This window comes from Pseudomonas sp. NPDC087185 (assembly GCF_044744955.1).
In the GTDB taxonomy this organism is placed as follows: domain Bacteria; phylum Pseudomonadota; class Gammaproteobacteria; order Pseudomonadales; family Pseudomonadaceae; genus Aquipseudomonas.
On sequence record NZ_JBIUZK010000001.1, the window covers coordinates 12,695 to 36,202 of the forward strand.

Consider the following 23,508-nt stretch of genomic DNA (forward strand, 5'->3'; position numbering starts at 1 on the left):
ATCACTCCGCCTTCAGCTCGGCGAGCTGCTGCACGCTCAGGTCACCGGGCAATCCGCCCCAGGCCTGACGCAGGTAGTTGACCATGTCCGTGACCTGCTCATCGCTGAGCTTTTCGGCGAAACCAGGCATTGGCTGCATACGCTCGAAACCGGTGAACTGCTGTTCACGGATACCGTCGACAATGGCCTTGACCAGGTTGCGCGAGTCGCCCTGGCGCAGCACGGTATTGCCTTGCATGGCCACGGCGATGTGCGGCTTGCCCTCGCCGTCAACACCGTGGCAACCGGCGCAGACGTTGAGGTACTGCTGGCGGCCGCGCTTGGCGCTGTCGGTGAGTTGGTCCAGTGGCACCTCTTTTATGACCTTGGCCGCTGGCGGCTGGTCGCCCAGCAGGTAGGTGGCCATGGCGGTCAGGTCGGCGTCTTCCAGGTGCTGGGTGCTGTGGTGCACCACCGGGAACATCTCGTTGAACATGCTGCCCTGGGCACTGATGCCGTGCTTGAGGAAGGTGGTCAGGTCCGGTTGGGTCCAGCCACGCTCGGCCAGGTCCTGGGCCAGCAGGCTCGGCGCCAGGTAGCCGTTGAGCAGGCCGCCGGTCAGGCGCTGGTCCTGCTGCAGCGCGCCAATCGGGTTGCGCGGGGTATGGCATTCACCGCAGTGGCCCATGACTTCGACCATGTATTGCCCGCGCTGCCAGGCCGGGCTCTTGCCCTCGGTGGGCTGCAGTTGCACGCTCTTGCCGTACAGCATGTTCCAGCCGGCCAGGCCCATGCGCACATTGAACGGGAAGCTCAGCTTGGTCTCCGGCGCCGGGCGGTTGATCGGCGGCACGGTCATCAGGTACGCCAGGATCGCGTCCGAATCTTCCCGGCTGATCAGGTGGTAAGAGGTGTAGGGCATGGCCGGGTAGAGGTTGGCGCCGTCCTTGCGCTTGCCCTCGGTGACCGCGGCGAAGAACTCGTCGGCCGTGTAGTTGCCGATGCCGTACTGCTTGTCCGGGGTGATGTTGCTGCCGTAGATGGTGCCGAACGGCGAATGGATCGGCAGGCCGCCGGCATACGGCGCGCCGCCTTCGGCGGTGTGGCAGGCCATGCAGTCGGCGGCGCGGGCCAGGTATTCCCCGCGCTTGACCTGCGCCGGGTCATCGGCCTGGGCACACAGCGAAACGGCGAGGCCAAGCGCCAGCGCGAGACCGGAACGAACGAACGCCATGCTCAACCCTCCTTGACCAGGCCGAGGTCGTTGAGGACCGTGCGGGTGGCGTCGTAGTAACGCACGTAGCCGGTGCAGCGGCAGATGTGGTGCCCCAGGCTCTCCTCGATGCGGTCCTCCAGCTCGCTCTTCTTCACCGGCTGGCGCTGGGCGTTTTCCACCAGCACGGTGGCCGCGTTGACGAAGCCCGGTGCGCAGTAGCTGCACTGGAAAGCGAACAGGTCGACGAACTTCTGCTGGATCGGGTTCAGCGTGTAGTTGCCGGCCTCATCCTGCTTGGCGTGGCTTTCGATGGTACGGACCTGCTTGCCGGCAAAGTAATGGGCACCGGTGATGCAGGTGCGAACCTCTTCACTGGTGCCGTCGGGGTTGTCGACGATCACCACGCAGGCGTGGCAGATGCCCTGGCCGCAGCCCAGGCGCGAGCCGGTGAGGTTCTGGTGTTCGTGCAGGTAGTCGATCATCGCCAGGTCATCGGGGACCTCGACCGGACCGACAGGTTGACCGTTGAGGGTCAGTTGAAGCGGACGGTTAGCCATTGAGGGCCTCCTTGATGCGGGCTGGAGTAATCGGAAGGTCGCGCACGCGCTTGCCAATGGCATGGGCCACGGCGTTGCCGATGGCGCCGACCACCGGGATCATCACCACCTCGGCGATGCCCTTGGACGGGTCGGTCGGCGACAGCGGCGGGAGGATCTCGGACGTCTGCTTCCACACGGCCACATCTTTGGCATGCGGCAGGCGATAGCGGTTGAAGTTCCAGTCGCCCTCCCCCGGGCCGCCTTCGTGCAATGGCATCTCTTCGGTCAGTGCATGGCCGATGCCCATGGCGATACCGCCTTCGAGCTGGCCCTTGACCAGTTCCGGCACCAGTACACGACCGCACTCGACCCAGCTGTGGTGGTTGAGCACCTGGACTTCCCGGGTGCCCTTGTTGACTTTCACTTCGACGATGGTCGCTACCGGGCTGTAGTAGGTGACCATGGCGTTGTTCAGTTGGGTGGCCGGGTAGGCTGCGTTCTGCCGATCGAGCAGGTGGAAGCCGTTGCTGGTCATCTGCGCTTTCTTGGCGTTCGGTGCACCGTCGCCATATTTCACGGCCACGGCATCGAGCGGGAAGCGCTCGCGCACGCCGTCGATGACGAAGTCGGCCTCGGCCCAGCTCCAGCGGTTGAAACCGTGCACGCTGACGCCGGTAACCAGCCCCATTTCGTGGGCTTTTTTTGCAAGTTCGGCGAACGGGATCGGTGCCAGGCCGTTGCCGGTCAGCTCACCGTTGACCCATACCGCGTTTTCGCGGCGCACCACCAACGGGTTGGCCTGGCCACCGAACGGGCCTTGGCGCCACAGGGCCATGGCGGCTGGCCACAGGCCGTGGTTGAACAGCACGCGCGCCGCTTCGCGGGTAGCGTGGCTGAAGTAGAAGGCCGAGTTGGTCGCCGACGACGGCGACGCCAGCTTGCCGACCCAGCGCGGGTCGCGCAGCGCGGTGTCCTGCTCGGCCTGGCTGATCAGGTACGGGTTGCCGCTGGTGGTCAGCTGCAGTTCCGGCCATTCGGTGGCAGCGGTTTTCACCTCATCGGCCGAGCGGCCCAGGAAGTCGCTGACCACCAGGGCCTGGGAGGTGGACATGCCGGTACCCAGCTCGGTGCCGATATGGCGCAGGCTGATACGGCCATCGGCGGTGAACTCGATGCTGGCCATCGGCGCTTCGGAACCGGTGCCGAAGTCCTTCTGGCAAATGGCGAAACCGACGCCGTACCAATGGTCCTGGTCCTTGGCGTCCATCTCGCGCTTGCGCGCGTCACGGTTGCGCCACCACTCATGGGCGGCGGCCTTGTCGAGTATCTCGTGCAGGCGCAGGGCACCCGCCGGCACCGCACCTTGGGTGTTCTTCATGCCCGACTTCAGCGCGTTGGCGCGGCGCAGGTCGATGGCATCGACGCCCAAGCGCCCGGCCACTTCGTCGACCATCATCTCGGTCGCGGCCATGGTCTGCAGGGTGCCGTAGCCACGCATGGAACCGGCCTCGACGCCACGCGAGTGGTAGGCGGTGACGGACAGGTCGTTCTGCGGCATGTAGTAGATCGACTGCGCTGCCGTGGCACCCACCGCAGCCACCGACGGGCTGTAGTTGATGCGGCCGCCGCCGTCGCAGCTCATGTCGGCGCGGAAGATCTTGAAGCTGTTGTCCTTCTTGTCCACGGCCAGCTGGTAGCGGATGTCGAAGGCATGGCGCTTGATGCCGCTCTGGAACTGCTCGTAGCGGTCGTTGGCCAGGCGGATCGGCACACCGGCGCCATACAGCGCGGCCACCGCAGCGTAGAACACGAAGATGTTGTTGTCCTTGGAGCCGTAACCCACGGTGTAGCCCGGGTGCACGTTGAGGTGCTTCAGGGCGAAGCGCGACGGCTTGATCATGTGCACGCATTCCTGCGCCACTTCGAACGGGCACTGGGTGGCGACCACGAAGTGCAACGTACCGGTTGCGGTGTCGTACCAGCCGTTGCCGTTGTCCGGCTCCAGCGCGGCCGGCTCGATGGACGGCGTCTTGTAGCGCTCGTCGAACACCAGCCAGTCTTCGGGCGGGTTGTCCAGTTGCTCACCGATGCGCTTGGCGTAGAACAGGCCTTGCTCGGTCAGGTCGCCGTGCTGGTTGGGCTGTTTGGACCACACCGGTTTGCGGTTGAGGATGGTCGGGAACAGCATGGTGTTCTTCAGGCTGGAAAACTCGTCCTCGTCGAACGGCGTGGCACCGCCCACGCGCACGAAACGGAAGCTGCCGTATGGGTCGCGCTGGTACAACGGGGCCTGGGCGCCGTAGCGGATCGCCTTGTCGTTGAACTGCAGCTTGCGCTTGGCCTGGCGGAAACGCTCGAAATCGTTCCAGATCAGGATCGCCACCGGGTGGCCGATGAACATCGGCACCTTGCCGGGCGGCAACAGTGGGTCTGGTGAGTGAGCTTCGGGCCAGGCGATGCCGTCCTTTTCCAGGTCGGCGGCGGTGACGATGCGGTCTGGCTGCAACTCGGCGCCCAGCCAGTCGAGGTCGTAGCCGGTGTAAAGACGGTCGGCCTTGGTGGCCTTGAGCAGCATGGCGTGGCCCTGCTGCGCAGGCCAGCCTGGCATGTCTTTGGCGCGGATGTCGCGGGCGAACACCTTGTTGCCGCAGACCTTGGACAAGGCGTCGTTACGGAAACGCGCCTTGCCGTCATGGTTCATCCACTTCTGTGGCGACGTGGTGACACGGTCCTCCATCAGCGCGGCGAAGGCCTGGCTGCCGAGCGGCGCCATGGTCACGCCGACACCGGCGATCAGGCCACCTTGCAGGAAGGAGCGCCGGGAAATATCACGGTTGGACATGCTTGATCCTCTGGGCAGAACGGTTTCTGCCCATCTTTTGATTCTTGTGCAGGGAAACGCGGAGGGTGGTGAACGGCCTGGCGAGGCCGCCCACAAAAAAACTGACTTTCACGTCAACTTTACAGCAATGAGATGGGTTTTGGCAAAGTCAACCTGACAGTATGTCGCGGTGTGTCTAGGTCGCACTCGGTGTGACGGCACCGCCAATGTAGGAAAAGGTTAACCTTGGGTTAATCGACTCACGCCAGCATGGCCGTGTTCACATCTGCCAAGGCGAAGACATGCGCGTCCTCCTGCTCTTCCTGACATTGCTGCTGGCCGGCCCGTTGCAGGCCAACCCGTTCGACGTCAAACCTGACTTTCTGCCGGTCAACCAGGCTTTCGTCCTGACCCACGACCGTCAGGGCGACGGGCAGATGCGCCTGTTCTTCCAGATCAAGCCGGGCTATTACCTGTACCAGAAGCGCCTGAAGTTCGACGGGGTGCCCGCCGACCAGCACCCGCAACTGCCCCCTGCCCTGAACCACCACGACGAATTCTTCGGCGACAGCGCGGTGTACCGCGACCAGCTCGAGCTGTTGCTGCCGGCCAACGCCCAGGGGCAACTGCGCCTGGGCTGGCAAGGCTGCGCCGATGCCGGCCTGTGCTACCCGCCGCAGACCACCGTGATCGACCTGGGCGGCAGCGCCGCGCCGGCCGCCGACCAGGCCAGCGACCAGGCCCTGGCCAGCGGCTTGCAAAGCGCCAGCCTGGGCTGGAGCCTCCTGGCCTTCTTCGGCCTTGGCCTGCTGCTGGCTTTCACGCCGTGCTCGCTGCCGATGCTGCCGATCCTTGCCGGCCTGGTGCTGGGCAACGGCGCCAGCGCGCGGCGGGGCTGGGTACTGGCCGGGGTCTACGTGCTGAGCATGGCGCTGGTGTATGCGGGGCTGGGCGTGGTCGCCGCGCTGTTGGGCGCCAGCCTGCAGGCCTGGCTGCAGCAACCCTGGTTGCTGGGCAGCCTGGCCGCGTTGTTCGTCTTGCTGGCCTTGCCCATGTTCGGCGCCTTCGAACTGCAACTGCCGGCGGGCCTGCGGGATCGCCTGGACCGTGCCGGCCAAGGCACTCGGGGTGGCAACCTGTACGGCGCAGCGCTGTTGGGCGCGCTGTCCGGCCTGCTGCTCGGCCCGTGCATGACCGCGCCCCTGGCCGGCGCGCTGCTGTTCATCGCGCAGAGCGGCGATGTGCTGCAAGGTGCACTGGTGCTGTTCAGCCTCGGCCTGGGCATGGGCGTGCCGCTGCTGTTGCTGGTGACCCTGGGCAACCGGTATCTGCCGCGCCCTGGCGCCTGGATGAACCGGGTCAAGGGCGTGTTCGGCTTCGTGTTCCTGGCCATGGCCCTGTACACCGTGCGTAGTCTGCTGGCCGCCCCCTTGCTGCTGGCCTTGAGCGGCGCCTGGCTGATTGCCCTGGGCTGGGCCATGTGGCCGGCCCTGCAGCGTTTGCCGGCACTGCGCGCAGTGCCACTGCTGGGCGCCCTGTGGGGTGGCCTGCTGCTCGTCGGCGCCGCTGCCGGGGGCGATGACCTCTGGCAACCGCTGCGCCCATTCGCAGGCGCCGCCGCGCCTGCAGTCACACAGCAGCATGGCGAAGACCGCCTCGTTACCGTCAGCCGTGCCGAAGACCTGCAACGGGAACTGGATGCGGCCAAGGCCCGTGGCCAATGGGTGATGCTCGACTACTATGCCGACTGGTGCGTGTCGTGCAAGGTCATGGAAAAGCAGGTGTTCGCCCGTGCCGATGTGCAGGCGAGCCTTGCCGGCGTGCACCTGCTGCGCCTGGACGTGACCGCCGATTCCCCGGCCAGCCGCGCACTGTTGCAGCGCTATCAGGTACCTGGGCCGCCTAGCATCCTCTGGCTCGGCCCGGAAGGCGAAGAACGCCGTGCGCGGCGCATCACCGGTGAGGTGGATGCGCCCGCGCTCCTGCAACACTGGACGCAGACCAGGAGCCAAGGTTGATGCTGACGGTAACGCTTGGGCCACTGACCATGGCCCTCAACCACCTGTTGATGCTTGCTGCACTGGGCATCGCCAGCCTGGTCGGCTGGTGGGTCGCACGGCGCGGCGGCGAAAGCCCGGAATCAGCGCTGTTCAACCTGTTCCTGATCGGCCTGTTGTGCGCCCGCGCAGGTTTCGTTCTGGTTTACTGGCCGATGTACCGTGACGACCTGCTGCAGGTCATCGACATCCGCGATGGCGGTTTCCTGCTCTGGTCGGGGCTGATCGGCATCGTCCTCGCCACCCTCTGGCAGGGTTGGCGCCACCCTGGGCTGCGCCGGCCGCTGGGCTGGGCGTTGTTCAGTGGCGCGCTGTTCTGGGGCCTGGCCAGTCTGGGCAGCCACCTGTACAGCAAGGGCACCGAGCTGCCGGAGCTGAGCCTGCGCAATGCCGGCGGGCAATCGATCGCGCTGCACAGCTACCGCGGCAAACCGCTGGTCATCAACATCTGGGCCACCTGGTGCCCGCCGTGCCGACGCGAGATGCCAGTGCTGCAGCAGGCCCAGGGCGAATACCCCCACGTGACCTTCCTGTTCGTCAACCAGGGCGAGACGCCGGAAAACGTCAGTACCTTCCTCGCCACCACCGGGCTGAGCCTGACTCATGTGCTGTTCGACGGCACTGGCCTGCTGGCCCAGCGGGTCGGCTCGATGGCTCTGCCCACCACGCTGTTCTACGACGCCAACGGGCGGCTGGTCGGCAGCCACCTGGGCGAGTTGTCCCGGGCCAGCCTGCGCCATGCCCTGGAACCTTTCGAGCGGGCTGCCGCGCCCGCACCTGCCGCACAAGGAAACTGACATGCGACTGACTGCTCTGCTGCCCCTGTCCCTGGCCCTGCTGGCCGCCCCACTGGTGCAAGCCGAAGAGCTGCCCAAGGCGGTCCAGCAACTGCAAGCCAAGGGCGCCGTGATCAAGGGCAGTTTCGATGCGCCCAACGGCCTGCGCGGCTATGCCGCCGAATACCAGAACAACGGCATTGCCCTGTACCTGACGCCCGACGGCAAGCATGTGCTGGTCGGCAGCCTGTTCGACGAACAGGGCCAGGACCTGAGTGCCGAGCCCCTGGAAAAGCTGGTGTACGGGCCCATGTCCAAGGCCATCTGGGCCAAGCTGGAAAAGACCAGCTGGATCGCCGACGGCAAGGCCGACGCGCCGCGCACGGTGTACCTGTTCAGCGACCCGAACTGCCCCTACTGCAATATGTTCTGGCAACAGGCACGGCCATGGGTGGAGTCGGGCAAGGTGCAGCTACGCCATATCATGGTCGGTATCATCCGCGAGGACAGCCCCGGCAAGTCGGCGGCGCTGCTGGCGGCCAAAGACCCGGCCAAAGCGCTGGCGCAACATGAGAAAGCCGGTAAGGCCAGTACGCTGAAGGCGCTGGACAAGGTGCCGGAGGCGGTGCAGCAAAAGCTGGACGGCAACCTGGCCTTGATGGAAGAAATGGGCCTGCAGGCAACCCCGGCCATTTTCTATCAAGATGAACAGGGCAACCTGCAGAGCCAGCAAGGGGCTCCACGGCCGGAACTGCTCGGCAAGATTCTCGGCAAGCGTTAAGTGCAGGAAGGCGGCCCTGCCAACAGGGCCGCCTGGTGTGAATCAACTGCTGGTGTTGGACATCGCTTTCAGGCAAAGGTAGTCCGCCAGCAGGTTGACCGGCCTGTCCAGCTTGCTTGCCTCTATCTGGCATGCCTTGATTGTCCAGGCATAACCACGCAACGCGGCAGCCTCCACCTCCACTTCCACTTTGTCGGTCAGCAGGCCGCCGTTGATGACCTTCCACTTCCCTGGCGGGTCGTAGCTGGTGCTCATGGCGAAGTAGGTCAGCACATGATTGGGGGCGGCCTTGATTTCCGGCGTATCCGAACGCACGCCCACCAGGGCGTAGTCTTTGGCCACATGCTTGCTTTCCACCGGCAGGGAGCCGGGAAGCTCTTCGGCCGTGAGGCCAAATGGCAGCGAAACCCGCGATGGCGGGAAATCTTTCTCGCGAAAATCCTGCGCGGCCAGCGCGCGTGTTTCCGAGAGCAGGCTGTGGATACGCTTGTTCTGCGCCTTGCCCTCCTTCACCGAGGCCTTGAAGAAGCGGGTCAGGTAGTCGAGTGACAGGTGCCTGGCGAAACGCTCACGCAGGTCTGGGGCGAAGAAGTCCCAGATGGGCACCAGCACATCCCAGCCAATCACCGCCATCGACGAATAGTCCGCCATCACCGACCGCAGCCATTCTTGCGGCTGGCCTGCCAGGGCCGCGTCACCGCCGAGCACTGTCCAGCGCTTGACCACATCCTGGCGGGCACTGTCATTGCTGGTGTACGAGGTGGATGAATTCCCCGCACCGAACTCACTGCCGCCCGACGCGATCCCTTTGATATCGGCTTTCTGCACATTGGCAAAGCGCGTGCCGGCCGCTTCCTCGACCACACTGATGGCCTTATCGCTGCTGGAGTGTTCGTATGAACTCAAGCGCCCGCCAATCAGGTAGCGCTGCGGGATCAGCAGGCCTTTACCCTGCAACTCACGCACCAGCTCGACGCGACGGGCTTCGCGCTCCTCGTCGCTGACCCCGACGATCTCGCGCTCGAAGGCCCTGAGCGCATTGTCGAACTCGATCTGCACATCCTGCGGAATCTCGATCAGCTCGCGCGGGATCTTGATCCAGGCTGCGGGAACTTCACGCACCATCGAAACATGCAATGCCCGCGTCTGCAGGGCGCTGCCCTGCTGCGTGCTACGGGTGAATTCCGCCTTGCCGGCGGCCTCCACGTCAGCCACTTCCAGCTCGGCCTTGCCGGAGGAGCCGAACACCAGGTGCATGGCGTTGGACTGGTGCGCCGAGGACAACGCTTGATCCTCCAGGGCGCGAACCGAGGTATTGGCCGTGCTGACCGTGGTCACCAGCTGGCTTTGCAGGAAGTAGTTGCACACCCACTGCCGCGAGGCGTCGTCCAGGCGGCTGAAAGCGTCCGGGAACCTGGCCATGTCCTCGCGCGCGCCGATGTTTCCGGCGTCCAGCGTCACCGCCATCGGCAGTTTGCCGCTGAGCAGTGTCTGGTCGATGAGTTGCAGGATCTTGAGCGTCTGCTTGTCGGTGGTGGGTTTACTGGTGACATCCGGCAGGGCGATGTCGGTGAGGCCAAGCTTGGATACAACCCCTTTGAGGTCCTGTCGCGGCTCGGCCGCGAGGGCCTTGAACAGCTTCTCGAGGTTCTTGGCGATCTCGTCCTGCTTCTTGCCAGCGCTGGCGTCCGTCTTGGCTTCAGGCTTGGCTGCAGGTTTGCTCTCGGGCTGAATGGCAGGCTTGCCCTTGCCGTCATCGCCCGCCTTGGCCGCGGCTTGCGCTGCCGGCTTGAGGGCCACATGCAGCTTGCCTTCGGTCACCACCGCATCGACCTCGATGTCGGGCTCGACGCTTTCGTTCATCGCATCGCCCTCGATCACGAACTGCCATGTCTTGCCCTTGAGGGGGCCCAGCGTACTGATCTCCTTGCGCAACTGGGCAAAGGTCTTTTCCGCCACGTCCAGGTCGGTCGCGGCAGTCACTCCGTCAACGATCAGCTTCATTGCTTCCCTACCTTCAATCGGTTAATGGATATCGGTACGTCGCACTGCAGACATCTCAAGCCGCCAGATAGTGGCATACTGACATGAGCGCGAATACTCCCTTTCATCCTGGAAGCTTTGCGTAGTGATGCCCCGATCATCGGCAAACCGTTGATCGGGGCTCACAGGGCTCAAACCATCAAAGCCCCTCCAACTCCGCCATCAGATCACTCAACCGGTCCACCTTGTCCTCATCCAGCGCACTGTCCTGCAGCCCGCGCACATACGCTGCCAGCTCCTCGACCGTGCTGCACTCGAACATCGCCCGCAAAGGCACATTGAGCTGCAACTGTTTCTGCACCCTTGATGCGATCTGTGTCGCCAGCAGCGAATGCCCACCCAGCTCGAAGAAGTTGTCGTGCACCCCCACCCGCTCGGCCTTGAGCACATCGGCCCAGATGCCGGCGAGCACCTCTTCCAGCGCGTCACGCGGTGCCTGGTAGGCCTGGCTGTGCTGGCCGCCGATGTCGATGGCCGGCAGGGCCTTGCGGTCGAGCTTGCCGTTGGCGTTGTGCGGCAGGCGGTCGAACCAGCCCCAGTGCAGCGGCACCATGTACTCCGGCAATTCGGCGCGCAGGCGTTGCTTGACCTGCTCCAGCAGCGTGGCATCGGGTGTGACGCCCTGATGGGCCACCAGGTAGCCGACCAGGTACTTGCCGTTGACGCCATCCTGCACGCCGACGGCGGCGTCGCGGACCTCGGCCTGTTCGTGCAGGCGGGCTTCGATTTCGCCGAGCTCGATGCGGTAGCCGCGGATCTTCACCTGGTGGTCGATGCGCCCGACATACTCGAGCACACCGTCCTGGCGCTGCCGCGCCAGGTCACCGGTGCGGTACAGGCGCTCACCCGGCGCACCGTGCGGGTGCGGGATGAACGCCAGGGCGGTGCGCACCGGGTCGCCGACATAGCCACGGCCCACGCCGGTACCGGCCACGCACAACTCACCCACCGCGCCCAGCGGCACCAGTGCCTGGTCCTCGCCATACAGGTACAGGCGGTTGTTGTCGGTCGGCGTGCCGATTGGCAGGTAGCTGCCACGGGTCGAAGCCAGGTCGACGCGGAAGAACGCCACGTCATCCGAACACTCCGCCGGGCCGTAGGCATTGACCAGGCCGATGCCCGGATAGCGCTGCAGCCATTGCGCGGCCAGCTCCGGCGGCATCGCTTCGCCGGTCGGCAGCATCCAGCGCAGGCCATCCAGCGCCTGGTGATCGTTGGCCAGCATGCCCTGGATCAGCGAGGGCACGCTTTCCAGCACGGTGATGCCGGTGGCCTGCACATGGGCCAGCAGGCCCTGCGGATCGTGGGCGATGGCGTTCGGCACGATCTCGACCTTGGCCCCGAACAGCGGTGCGGCGAGGAACTGCCAGACCGAGATGTCGAAGCTCTGCGAGGCGGTCTGGGCGATCACGTCGTGCTCGCTCAGCGCCAGGTACGGCACTTTGCTCAGCTGGTTGTTGAGCATGCCACGCTGCTCGACCATCACGCCTTTCGGCAAGCCGGTGGAGCCTGAGGTGTAGATCACATAGGCAAGGTTGTCCGGCCCACTGTGAATACCTGGGTTGTGGCTGGCGATGGCGCTCGCCTGCACGTCTTCCCACACCAGCAACTGCGGGCGAGCCACGCCGGCCAGCTCGTCCAGCAGCAAGCGTGCCTGCCCGGCGCAGGCGGCGCTGCACACCAGCACCGGCGTGCGGCTGAGCTCGACGATGCGCTGCAGGCGCGCCGACGGCAGGCCGGGGTCCAGCGGCAGGTAGCCGGCACCGGCCTTGAAGCTGCCGACGATCATGCCCAACAGCGGCAGGCCACGTTCGGCCAGCAGCGCGACCGGCTGATCGACGGCCACACCCGCGGCGACCAGGGCATGGCCCAGGCGGTTGGCCGCCAGGTTCAGCCCGGCATAGTCATAGCTTGCCTCCAGGCAACGGGCCACCGTGCGCTCGGGGTGCGCGGCGACCTGCGCCTCAAACTGCGCAACGTAGCTCTGCTCCAAGGCATAGGCGTGTGCGGTGCGGTTGCAGTCGTCGAGCAGGAAGCGCTGTTCGTCCTCACCCAGCAACGGCAGCTCGCTGACCTCCCCTTCAAACCCTTGCACCAGCGCCAGCAGCAGGCGCTTGAACTCAGCCAGCAGGCGCTCGACGGTGGCGTGGTCGAAGTAACGCTGGTCGAACGACAGGTGCAGGCCCAGGTCGTCGCCTGGGTAGCACACCGCCGTCAACGGGAAGTTGGTGTGGGTGCGGCCCGAGTCGGAGCTGGCGTTCAGGTGCTGGGCATGGTCGAGCACTGCGGTTTCCACCGGGGCGTTCTCGAACACGAACAGGCTGTTGAACAGCGGCTGGCCCTTGGGCAGCTCGCTGCATTCCTGGATCGTCACCAACGGCAGGTATTCGTACTCGCGCAGCTCCATGTTGCGCTCCAGCAGGCCTTGCAGCCACTGGCGCACGCTGCGGCGCTGGCCAGGTTCGGGCAGTTGCACGCGCAGGGCGATACTGTTGATGAACAGCCCGACAGTGCGCTGCATCTGCGGCATGCTCACCGGGCGCCCGGCCACGGTCACGCCAAAGGCCACGTCGCGTTCGCCGCTGTAGCGGGCCAGCACCAGCGCCCAGGCCGCCTGGGCGAAGGTGTTGATGGTCAGTTGGTGGGCCTGGGCCAGTTCACGCAGGCGCACGCCATCGCTCATTTCCAGGCGGGTATAGCAGTCGCCCACCACCATGCCGTCACCGGCATGGTCGTTGCGCAGCGGGCGGTCGCTGGGCAGCGCCGTGGCGCGTTCGAAGCCTGCGAGGTTGGCCTGCCACCAGCCACGCGCGTCATCGAGGTCCTGGCGTTGCAGCCAGCCGATGTAGTCGCGGTAGCGCGGCGGCACTGGCAGCTGGGCCTGGCGGCCTTCGCCGAGGGCCTGGTAAAGCTCGAAGAAGTCGTTCATCAGCAGCGAGCGGCACCAGGCATCGATGAGGATGTGGTGGTTGCTCATCATGAACCAGTAGCGCTCGTCGTCCACGCGTACCAGGCGCAGGTGGAACGGTGCTTCGCGCAGCAGTTCGAAACCGGCCTCGCGCTCCTGCTTGTGCAGGGCTTGCAGGCGCTGCTCCTGGGCGTCTTCGTCGAGGCCACGCCAGTCCTGATAGTCCACCGGCGTGCTGCCTGGTTTGTGGATGATCTGCAGCATCGCTTCGCCGGCATTCCAGCTGAACGACGCGCGCAGGGCCTCATGGCGCGCCACCACCGCCTGCCAGGCCTGGGTGAAGCGCTGCGGGTCGAGCGCGCTGTTGATGCGGTAGCGGTCCTGCATGTAGTAGATGCCGGTGCCCGGTTCCAGCAGGGTATGCAGCAGCAGGCCTTCTTGCATCGGGGTCAGCGGGTAGACATCCTCGATGTGCGCGGCCGGGATCGGCAGCGCGTCGATCTGCTCCTGGGTCAGGTGTGCCAGCGGGAAGTCCGAGGGCGTGAAGCTGCCGTTGCCTTCGGCCAGGCAGTGGCCGACCAGGGCCAGCAACTCCTGGCGATAGGCCTCGGCCAAGTGGGCGATGGTCTGTTCGTCGTAACGCTCGCGGCTGTAGGTCCAGCGCAGTTGCAGGGCACCGCCGTAGACCTGGCCGTCGACGCTGAGCCAGTTGGGCAGCGGCGCGTCCAGGTCGTGGGCCAGGCCTGCTGGCGCATCCAGCGGCTGGAACAGTGCTGCGGCATCGAACTGCTGGTCGAACTGGCCCAGGTAGTTGAAGGTGATGCGTGCCTGTGGCAGCGCGGCCATGCTTTCGCGCCCGACGTCGTCGGCCAGGTAGCGCAGCACGCCGTAGCCCTGGCCTTTGTGCGGCACCTCGCGCAGTTGCTCCTTGATGCGCTTGATCGAAGTGGCGCGGGCGCTGTCACCCTCACCGGCCTGCGGGTTCAGGCGCAGCGGGTAGGCGTTGGTGAACCAGCCGACGCTGCGGGTCAGGTCCATGTCCTCGAACAGGCCGTCGCGGCCGTGGCCTTCGAGCTGCACCAGTACCTCGTCGCCGCCGGCCCAGCGGCACAACGTGCGCGCCAGGGCGGTCAGCAGCAGGTCATTGACCTGGGTGTGATAAGCCGCCGGTGCCTGTTGCAGCAATTGGCGGGTCTGCTCCACGTCCAGGCCGATGGCCAGGGTGCTGGCATGCCGGTGCAGGTTGCCGCCCTGCGGGTGATCGCAGGGCAGCTCTTGGCGCACATCGCCCAGCTGGCCTTGCCACCAGGCGAGTTCGTCGCGCAGCGAATCGCTGCCGGCATAGCTGGCCAGGCGCGCGGCCCAGTCAGCCATGGCGTGGGTCTTGGCCGCCAGCGGCTGGCCACGGTACAGCGCCTGCAGGTCTTCGAGCAGCACACGCCAGGACACACCGTCGACCACCAGGTGATGGATCGCCAGCAGCAGGCGTTGGTCGCCCTGCCCGTCGCTCACCAGCAAGGCCCGCAGCAGCGGCCCCTGTGCCAGGTCCAGGCTGCGTTGCACGTCGGTGTAGAGCGCCTGGCAGTCGTTGAAGTCGGCCACCGTGGCAGTCCACAGCAGTTGCTCGCCGGTGCACGCGGCGTATTCACCGTGCCAGCGGCCGTTGGCCTGGGTGAAGCGCAGGCGCAGGCTGTCGTGGTGTTCCACCAGCGCGGCCAGCGCACGTTCCAGGGTGGCGCTGTCCAGGGGCTGACGGGCCTCCAGCAACACCGCCTGGTTCCAGTGCTGCGGCTGGGCCACATCACTGTCGAAGAACCAGTGCTGGATCGGCGTCAGGCCGCTGCGGCCCTGGCGCAGCCCCTGCTCGATGCTGCTCGGCGCTTCGCTGCGGCTGACCACGGCGGCGAGGGTTTGGATGGTCTGGTGCTGGAACAGGTCGCGCGGGGTGAACTGCAGGCCCAGCTGGCGGGCGCGGCTGACCACCTGGATGGACAGGATCGAGTCGCCGCCCAGTTCGAAGAAGTTGTCCTGCACGCCCACGCGGGTGACGTTGAGCACCTCGCGCCAGATTTGCGCCAGTTGCCCTTCGAGCTCATTGGCCGGCGCCTGATACTGCTGGCGCGCTTGCGCAAGGTCGGGCAGCGGCAAGGCGCGGCGGTCGAGCTTGCCGTTGCCCATCAGCGGCAGGCTGCCCAGCAGCACCAGGTGCGCTGGCACCATGTAGTCCGGCAGGTGCTGGCGCGCATCGGCCTTGACCGCTTCGCGCAGCTGGGCCTGGGCCTCGCTGTCGGCCCCGGCCTGCTTGCACACCAGGTAGCCCACCAGTTGTTTGCCACCCGGCACGTCGAGGGCCAGGACCACGGCCTCGTCGACATCGGCATGCTCCTGCAGGCGGCTTTCGATTTCCCCAAGTTCGATGCGGAAACCGCGAATCTTCACTTGCTGGTCGGCTCGACCGACGTATTCCACCAACCCGTCGGCGCGCAGGCGCACCAGGTCGCCGGTGCGATACAGGCGCCCACCGTCCTGGCTGAACGGGTCGGCGACAAAGCGCTCGGCGCTGAGCCCCGGGCGGTCGTGGTAACCCTGGGCCAGGCCGGCACCGCCGACGTACAGCTCACCGATGCCACCTTGCGGCAGCAACGCCAGGTCTTCATCGAGGATGTAGGCGCTGCGCGCGCCGATCACCCGGCCGATCGGGACGCTGCCGGCATCGGCGGGCAGCGTGTCTGGCGCCAGACAGGCGAGCGGCATGACCACGGTTTCGGTGGGGCCATAGGCGTTGACGAACTGCTGCGGGGCAAAGGCCTGGCGAATGCGCGCCAGGTGCTCGCCAGTCAGCGCTTCACCGCCGGTGATCACCAGGCGCACTGGCAGTTGCTCGCCCTGCCCGGCCAGGTACTGGGCCAGCTGGCTGCCGTAGCTTGGGGTGAAGCCGAGGATGCTCACCTGCTGCTCGCGCACCAGCTGGCAGATCTCCTCGGCGCCCCATTGGCCCTGGGCCCGCAGCACCACGCGGGCGCCGCACAACAGCGGCACCAGCAGGCGTTCGCTGGCGGCGTCGAAGTTGATCGAATAGAAGTGCAGCTCGCAGTCGTCGCTGCGCATGCCGAAGGCGTCGATCACCGCCTGGCAGTGCATGGCGATTTCACCGTGGCTGACCACCACGCCCTTCGGCTTGCCGGTAGAGCCGGAGGTGTAGATCAGGTAGGCCTGATGCTGCGGCAGGTTGAGGTTGTCCAGCGGCGCGTCGCTGTAGGCGGACAGGCTGGCAGCGTCGTCCTCCAGGCTCCAGCGCGCCACGCCGTCAGGCAATTCGCCAAGGGTTTCGAGCAGCGCACGCTGGCTCAACAGCAGGCCGATGCGGCTGTCCTCGATCATGTAGCGCAGGCGGTCGAGCGGGTATTCCGGGTCGAGCGGCACATAGGCACCGCCGGCCTTGAGGATGGCCAGCAGGCCGACAACCATCTCCAGCGAACGCTCCAGCGCCAGGCCCACGCGCACCTGCGGGCCGACACCGCGCTCGCGCAGGGCACGGGCCAGGCGATTGGCCTGCTGGTCGAGTTCGGCGTAGGTCAGGTGCTGGCCGGCGAAGGTCAAAGCGCCGGCTTGCGGCGTGCGGGCAGCCTGGGCGGCGAACAGGCCATGAAGCGTCTGGTCGAGGGCATAGTGATGCTCACCCTGCAACTGGCCGATCATCGCCTGCTGTTCGGCGTCGGCCAGCATCGGCAGTTCGCACAGGCGCTGTTGCGGGTCGTCCAGAACGCCCACCAGCAATTGCTGCCAGTGCTCGGCCATGCGGGCGATGCGCGGCTCGTCGAACAGGTCGCGGCTGTAGGTCAGGCAGCAGCCCAGGCGGCCATCCAGGTCGGTGACCTCCAGGTACAGGTCGAACTTGGTGGCGCTGGCATCGTTGACCAGGTAATCCACCTGCATGCCGGCCAGCGTGCGGCTTTGCTGGAAGGCCCAGCGCTGCACGTTGCACATCACCTGGAATAGCGGGTTGTAGGCGCTGCTACGCGCTGGCTGCAGGGCTTCGACCAGTTGGTCGAACGGCAGGTCCTGGTGCGACTGGCCTTCGATGGCGGCCTGGCGCACCTGGTCGAGCAGCGCGGCGGCGGTCATCTGCCCGTCCAGCTCGCAACGCAGCACCTGGGTGTTGAGGAAGGCGCCGATCAGCCCTTCGCTTTCCGGGCGGATGCGGTTGGCCACCGGCGCGCCGATGCGCAGGTCGCGCTGGCCGCTGTAGCGGTGCAGCAAGGCGGCCAGGGTGGCGGTCATGGTCATGAACAGGGTCAGCCCGCGCTGGCTGTTGAACGCATGCACGCGGGCGACCAGCGCTGGGTCGAGGGCGAAGCGGTACAGCTCGCCACGATGGCTCTGCACCGCCGGGCGTGGGCGGTCGGCCGGCAGCGCCAGCACCGGGTGCTCGTCGCCCAGGCGGGTTTTCCAGTAGGCCAGCTGGCGCTCGCCCTCGCCGCTTTCCAGCCATTGCCGCTGCCACACGCTGTAGTCCAGGTACTGCACCGGCAGCGGTTCAAGTGGCGACTCGCGCTCGTCGACGAAGGCTTCGTACAGCTCGCCCAGTTCGCGGGCGAAGATGTCCATGGCCCAGCCTTCGGTGACGATGTGGTGCAGGGTCAGCACAAAGTAGTGTTCGCGCTCTTCAGCCTTGACCAGGCAGGCGCGCAGCAGCGGGCCGCGCTCCAGGTCGAAGGGCTGGTGCGCCTGCTCGTCGGCCAGTTGCTGCAGGCGCTGCTGGCGGGTGGCGGCAGGCAAGGCGCTGAGGTCTTGCCAGGCCAGCTTCACGCCGCTGTGCTCGGCCACGCACTGGTACGCTACGCCGTCGATGGCAGGGAACGTGGTGCGCAGGGTTTCGTGGCGCACGATCAACGCCTGCAGCGCGCGCTCGAAGGCATCCACATGCAAGGTGCCGCGCAGGCGCGCCATGCCGCCGACGTTGTAGGCCGGGCTGTCCGGCTCCATCTGCCAGAGGAACCACATGCGCTGTTGCGAGTAGGACAGCGGCACGGCCTGGCGGCGGTCGACACGGGTGATTTCGCCTTGCAGGTTGTGTTCGCCTGCTTCGCGGATGCGTGCGATCTCGGCGCAGAAGGCGCCCAGTTCGCTGGCTTCGAACAGCACCTTCAGCGGCAACTCCACATCACAGGCCTGGCGGGTGCGCGAGACGATCTGGGTGGCCAGCAGCGAGTGGCCGCCCAGGGCGAAGAAGTCGTCGTGCAGGCCGATGCGCGGCAGGTTCAGCACTTCGCGCCAGATGGCCGCGACCTGCTGCTGCAGCGCGCTCTGCGGTTCGACATGTTCACGTTGCTGCCAGACCGGCGCCGGCAGGGCCTTGCGGTCGACTTTGCCGCTGGGGCCCAGCGGCATGTGCTCCAGCGCGATCAACTGCGCCGGCACCATGTAGGCCGGCAGGCGCTCGCCCAGGTTGGCCAGCAACGCATCCGCCTGTGCGGGGCCGCTGTAATAGCCGACCAGCTGCGCGCCGACGGCGTCCTGGTGGATCAGCACCAGTGCCTGCGCGACACCCGGCTGGGCAAGCAGGCAAGCCTGGACTTCTTCGGGTTCGACGCGAAAGCCTCGCACCTTCACCTGCTGGTCGAGACGACCCAGGTACTCCAGGGCCTCGGCCTGCACCTGCCAGCGGGCACGGTCGCCACTGCGATACAAGCGCTCGCCGTTGCCATCGGCCTGGGGCACGAAGCGCTCGGCGGTCAGGCCTGGGCGGCCCAGGTAGCCACGGGCCAGACCCGCGCCGCCCAGGTACAGCTCACCCGGCACCCCCGGGGCGGCCAGTTGCAGGTCGGCATCGAGCACGCGGCAGACCACATTGCCCAGCGGGCGGCCGATGGGCGAGCGCTCACCGTCCTCGGCCTGGCAGTGCCAGTGGGTGACGTTGATGGCGGTCTCGGTCGGGCCATAGCGGTTGTGCAGTTGTACCTGCGGCAGCCGCTGCAGCACGCGGTCGCGCAGGCTCGCCGACAACGCTTCACCGCCGCAGAACAGCCGACGCAGGCTGGAGCAGCCTGCGGCCAGCGGTTCTTGCACGAACACCTGCAACAGCGGCGGCACGAAGTGCAACATGGTCACCTGATGCTGCTGCACCAACGCGGCGATACGCTGCGGGTCGCGGTGCTCACCGGGGCCGGCCAGCACCAGTTTGCAGCCGGTGATCAGCGGCCAGAAGCATTCCCACACCGACACGTCGAAGCTGATCGGTGCCTTCTGCATCAGCACGTCGCTGTCGCCCAGCGCGTAGGTGGTTTGCATCCATTGCAGGCGCTCGGCCAACGCTGCGTGGGTGTTGCCCACGCCTTTGGGTTGGCCGGTAGAACCGGAGGTGTAGATCACGTAGGCCAGGTTGTCGCCGTGCAGGTGCAGGCCCGGCGCGTGGCTTGGCCAGCTATCCAGGTGCAGCTGGTCGAGGGCGATGGCGCTGACGCCGTCGACCTGGGGCAAGCGCGCGAGCATGCCACTGTTGCTCAGCAGCAGGCTGGCCTGGCAATCGCGCAGCATGTAGGCCAGGCGCTCGGCCGGGTAGTCGACGTCCAGCGGCACATAGGCGCCGCCCGCCTTGAGGATGGCCAGCAGGCCAACCAGCAGTTGCGGCGAGCGCTCGACGGCGATGGCCACGCACGTGTCGGGGCCAACGCCTTTGTCGCGCAGGTAATGCGCCAGGCGGTTGGCCTGCTGGTGCAGCTCGGCGTAGTCGAGGCTGCCGCCGTCCCAGGCCAGAGCGGTGCGCTCCGGTGTCTGGCGAGCCTGTTCGTTGAGTTGCTCCACCACCAGACGCTGCGGTGCCGGCGCGAGTGCCTGCCCCCAGGCCAGCAGTTGCTGGCGGCCTTGCTCATCCAGCAAATCGACATCGCCCAAAGCCAGTTGCGGTTGCGCGCACACCTGCTCGAGCAGCGCCAGCAAGTGCTGGGACAGGCGCTTGACGGTACTGCCGGCGAACAGCTCGGCGGCATAGTCGAAGGCCAGGCTCAGGCGGCCCTGGTGGTCTTCTTCGCTGTGCAATTGCAGGTCGAACTTGGCTTCGCGGCTGTGCCACGGCAGCTCTTCGGCGAGTAGGCCCGGCAGGCGGCGCAAGGCCGAGAGGTCGCGTTGCTGATGGTTGAACATGACCTGGAACAGGCCTTGCTCACGGGCCTCGGGCAGCGCTTCGAGCAGTTGTTCGAAGGGCAGGTCCTGGTGGGCCTGGGCGTCGAGGGTGGCCTGGCGCACCTGTGCCAGCAGCTGCGCGAACGGCAGGCGGCCATCCAGTTGCGCACGCAGCACCTGGGTGTTGATGAAGAAGCCGACCATGCCTTGGGTTTCCTGGCGAGGGCGGTTGGCGTTGGGCACGCCGACGCGGATGTCGGCCTGGCCGGTGTAGCGGTGCAGCAGGCCTTGCCAGGCCGCCAGCAAGACCATGAACAGGCTGGCCTGCTGCTCGCGGGCCAGGCCTTTGAGCGCTTCGGTCAGCTTGGCGGGCACTTTGAGGTTCAAGCGTGCAGCGCGGTGGTGGTGCTGGCTGGAACGGGGTTGGTCCGGGTGCAGGTCGAGCACCGGCAGCGCGTCACCCAAGCGGGCCTTCCAGTATTCCAGCTGGCGCGCGCTTTCGCCTTCGGCCAGCGACCGGCGCTGCCAGTTGCCATAGTCGGCATAACCCAGCGACAGCGGCGCAAGCGAGGCCTCCTGGCCTTGGCAGCGGGCGGCATAAAGCTTGGCGAACTCGTCGAGCAGGATGTTCAGCGACCAGCCATCGGCGACGATGTGGTGCAAGGTCACCCACAGCTGATGGTCTTCGTCATCCAGTTGAGCGAGGGTCACGCGAAGCAGCGGCCCCTGGATCAGGTCGAACGGTTCCTGCGCTTCTGCTTCGCGGCGCTCGGCCACTTCGGCGTCAGTCAGCCCTTGCAGGTCGAGGCGAAGCAGGTTGAACGGCTGCTCGGGCAGGATGCGCTGCAGGGCCTGGCCGTCTTCTTCGCTGAACACCGTACGCAGCGCTTCGTGGCGTGCCACCAGCGCCTGGAACGCGGCCTGCAGCGCAATGTCGTCCAGCTCGCCGCGCAACTGCAGGCCAGCCGGAATGTTGTAGGCCGCCGATTGCGGCTGCAGTTGCCACAGCAACCACAGGCGGTTTTGCGCCAACGACTGCGGCAGGGCCTGGCCACGGCCCAGGCTCGCGATAGCCGCCGTTTCGCAACCGCCTTCGGCAATGATGTGCGCCACGGCGGTGCTGTACTCGGCCAGGGTCGGCGCTTCGAACAAGGTGCGCAGGCTCAGCTGGATACCCAGCTCATCGGCCAGCCGCGCGGTAGCCTGGGTGGCGGCGATGGAGTTGCCGCCCAGCAGCAGGAAGTGGTCGTCGGCGGCGACCGAATCGGCCTTGAGGATCTCACGCCAGATCGCGGCGATGCGCGCCTGCAGGCCCTCGCCGGCTGCGGCGCCCTCGGGCACGGTGACAACCGTCGGGAAGCGCGCATAGCAATCCAGGCTGCCATCGTTCATGCGCAGGCGGCACGCCGAACGTTGCAGCTTGCCGCTGGAGGTCTTGGGCAGTGCGCCGGGGTTCAGCAGCAGGACCACGGCAGGCGCTTGGCGGCAGGCATCGGCGATGACCTGACGCAAGGCCTTGATCAGCGCTTCGGGCGCTACGGCCTTCTGCACGTTGCGGCTGATTTCCACCGCCACGCCGATCCCCTCCTCACCCTGATCGTCGACCGCGAACACCGCCACACGGCCTTTGCGCAGCCCCTCGACTTCACGTTCGAGGGTTTTTTCCAAGTCCTGCGGGTACAGGTTCTGGCCCCGCACTATCAGCATGTCCTTCAGGCGCCCGGTGACGAACACTTCGCCCTCACGCATGAAGCCCAGGTCACCGGTGCGCAGCCAGGTCTGGCCGTCCATTTCGACAAAGGTGCGCGCGCTGGCCTCAGGGTTGCGCCAGTAGCCCAGGGCGATACTCGGGCCGCCTGCCCAGATCTCGCCGACCTGGTTATCCGCCAGCCGCTCCAGGCGCTGTGGCTCGACGATACGCACCGCGTGGCCTGGCTGTGGGTAGCCGCAGCTCATCACCACACTGCCCTTGCCGGCTTCGGCGCGGTTGGCGGCGAACGCCTCGGCATCCAGCTCCAGCGCCCCGATGCCCTGGCCACGGCGGCTGCCGCTGACGAACAAGGTCGCCTCGGCCAGGCCATAACTGGCGAAGAAGCTGCTGGGCGTGAAACCGCAGGCGGCGAACTTCTCGGCGAAGGTGCCCAGGCTGTCCTGGCGGATGGGTTCGGAACCGGAATAGGCCACGCGCCAGCGGCTCAGGTCGAGGCCGGCCAGGGCTGCTTCGCTCACCCGTTCGCTGCACAGGCGGTAGGCAAAGTCAGGCCCGCCGCTGATGGTGCCGCCGTACTCGCTGATTGCCTGCAGCCAGCGGTGCGGCCGGGCAAGGAAATAGCCCGGCGACATCAACACGCAAGGCACGCCACTGAAAATCGGCTGTAGCAACCCGCCGATCAGGCCCATGTCGTGGTACAGCGGCAGCCAGCTGACGATTACATCATCCGGGTTGAGGTCGATGCCGAAACCGTGACGGATCAGTTGCTCGTTGGCCACCAGGTTGCCATGGCTGACCTGCACGCCTTTGGGCAACGCGGTGGAACCCGAGGTGTACTGGAGGAAGGCGATGTCATCGCTGGCCAGTGCAGGTGCTTGCCAGGCGCTGGCCAGCGCCGGGTCCAGGCCATCCACCGCCAGCAGTGCGGGGGCGTTCTCGCCACTCAGGGCTGCCAGGCCCTGGAGGTTGTCGTGCAGCGCTGCCACGGTCAGCAGCAGGCGCGGCTCGGCGTCATCAATGATCGACAGCAACCGCTGCTGGTGATGCTGGCGCGAGGACTCCGGTGGATAGGCCGGTACGGCGATGACACCGGCATAGAGGCAGCCGAAGAACGCCGCCACGTAGTCCGGGCCGCTGGGGAACAGCAGCACGGCACGGTCACCGAACCCGGCACGCGCCTGCAAGGCAGCGGCGATGGTACGCGCGCGCAGGTCGAGGTCGCGATAGCTGAGCACGGCCTGCTCGCCGGGGGCATCGGCCAAAAAGCGCAGGGCGATGCGGTCCGGGGTCTGCGCAGCGCGTTGCGCCAGGGCCTGGACCAGCGAGAGCGGGAGTTCGAAGGCGTCCGTCATGGGGTGTTCCTGCCAGTGTCTGGGTAAGTCGGGCCGGCTGCCCCGCGCGAGGGTGGCGGGCAGCGTTCGGCGGCCGGATGTACAGAGGGGAACGGATGGGCACGGGAAGAAATTACCGGGACGACGCAGCCATGAAGCCCGCAAAAGGTGAACCGCGTCACGCGCACTTGCTTAGAACTGAAACTAATGGATACTCATTAACT

8 protein-coding genes are annotated in these 23,508 nt (G+C 66.5%); 3 read left to right on the forward strand and 5 right to left on the reverse strand.

Going from position 1 to position 23,508, the window contains the following annotated elements:
- Position 1: 1 nt before the first annotated feature.
- The 3 genes from ACIPIJ_RS00045 to ACIPIJ_RS00055 are packed head-to-tail and all read right to left on the reverse strand — an operon-like array spanning position 2 to position 4,576.
- Complete coding sequence (locus tag ACIPIJ_RS00045) at positions 2 to 1,213, reverse strand: cytochrome c (RefSeq protein ID WP_401071559.1); 1,212 nt, start codon at positions 1,211 to 1,213, stop codon at positions 2 to 4.
- A gap of 2 nt (positions 1,214 to 1,215) precedes the next feature.
- Complete coding sequence (locus tag ACIPIJ_RS00050) at positions 1,216 to 1,752, reverse strand: (2Fe-2S)-binding protein (RefSeq protein WP_401071561.1); 537 nt, start codon at positions 1,750 to 1,752, stop codon at positions 1,216 to 1,218.
- Positions 1,745 to 4,576 (reverse strand): xanthine dehydrogenase family protein molybdopterin-binding subunit, encoded by a 2,832-nt coding sequence (locus tag ACIPIJ_RS00055; RefSeq protein WP_401071563.1) that lies wholly within the window; start codon positions 4,574 to 4,576, stop codon positions 1,745 to 1,747. Before ACIPIJ_RS00055 ends, ACIPIJ_RS00050 begins: the two co-directional genes overlap by 8 nt.
- 281 nt (positions 4,577 to 4,857) lie before the next feature.
- Here ACIPIJ_RS00055 and dsbD point away from each other — a divergent pair, with 281 nt between their 5' ends.
- The 3 genes from dsbD to dsbG are packed head-to-tail and all read left to right on the forward strand — an operon-like array spanning position 4,858 to position 8,169.
- Positions 4,858 to 6,573 carry a protein-disulfide reductase DsbD gene (dsbD, locus tag ACIPIJ_RS00060; RefSeq protein ID WP_401071565.1) on the forward strand — a complete coding sequence of 572 codons (1,716 nt, stop codon included), beginning with the start codon at positions 4,858 to 4,860 and terminating at the stop codon, positions 6,571 to 6,573.
- Positions 6,573 to 7,409 (forward strand): prolipoprotein diacylglyceryl transferase family protein, encoded by an 837-nt coding sequence (locus ACIPIJ_RS00065; RefSeq protein ID WP_401071567.1) that lies wholly within the window; start codon positions 6,573 to 6,575, stop codon positions 7,407 to 7,409. The genes dsbD and ACIPIJ_RS00065 overlap by 1 nt, the downstream gene beginning before the upstream one ends.
- Before the next feature lies 1 nt (position 7,410).
- The gene (dsbG, locus tag ACIPIJ_RS00070; RefSeq protein ID WP_401071569.1) at positions 7,411 to 8,169 is read left to right on the forward strand and encodes a thiol:disulfide interchange protein DsbG; all 759 of its coding nucleotides are present in this window, start codon (positions 7,411 to 7,413) and stop codon (positions 8,167 to 8,169) included.
- 42 nt (positions 8,170 to 8,211) lie between these two features.
- Here dsbG and ACIPIJ_RS00075 read toward each other — a convergent pair whose 3' ends face one another.
- Both ACIPIJ_RS00075 and ACIPIJ_RS00080 read right to left on the reverse strand, forming a co-directional pair.
- The gene (locus tag ACIPIJ_RS00075) at positions 8,212 to 10,173 is read right to left on the reverse strand and encodes a hypothetical protein (RefSeq protein ID WP_401071571.1); all 1,962 of its coding nucleotides are present in this window, start codon (positions 10,171 to 10,173) and stop codon (positions 8,212 to 8,214) included.
- Between the two features lie 178 nt (positions 10,174 to 10,351).
- Entirely contained in the window at positions 10,352 to 23,305 is a 12,954-nt protein-coding gene (locus tag ACIPIJ_RS00080) for a non-ribosomal peptide synthetase (RefSeq protein ID WP_401071573.1), read from the reverse strand.
- Between the last annotated feature and the right edge of the window lie 203 nt (positions 23,306 to 23,508).

Bases quoted from the DNA above. Each gene is read 5' to 3' on its own strand.
- dsbD (WP_401071565.1), top strand. From the start codon at position 4,858: ATGCGCGTCCTCCTGCTCTTCCTGACATTGCTGCTGGCCGGCCCGTTG.
- ACIPIJ_RS00045 (WP_401071559.1), bottom strand. From the start codon at position 1,213: ATGGCGTTCGTTCGTTCCGGTCTCGCGCTGGCGCTTGGCCTCGCCGTT.
- ACIPIJ_RS00080 (WP_401071573.1), bottom strand. From the start codon at position 23,305: ATGACGGACGCCTTCGAACTCCCGCTCTCGCTGGTCCAGGCCCTGGCG.
- ACIPIJ_RS00055 (WP_401071563.1), bottom strand. From the start codon at position 4,576: ATGTCCAACCGTGATATTTCCCGGCGCTCCTTCCTGCAAGGTGGCCTG.
- ACIPIJ_RS00075 (WP_401071571.1), bottom strand. From the start codon at position 10,173: ATGAAGCTGATCGTTGACGGAGTGACTGCCGCGACCGACCTGGACGTG.
- dsbG (WP_401071569.1), top strand. From the start codon at position 7,411: ATGCGACTGACTGCTCTGCTGCCCCTGTCCCTGGCCCTGCTGGCCGCC.
- ACIPIJ_RS00050 (WP_401071561.1), bottom strand. From the start codon at position 1,752: ATGGCTAACCGTCCGCTTCAACTGACCCTCAACGGTCAACCTGTCGGT.
- ACIPIJ_RS00065 (WP_401071567.1), top strand. From the start codon at position 6,573: ATGCTGACGGTAACGCTTGGGCCACTGACCATGGCCCTCAACCACCTG.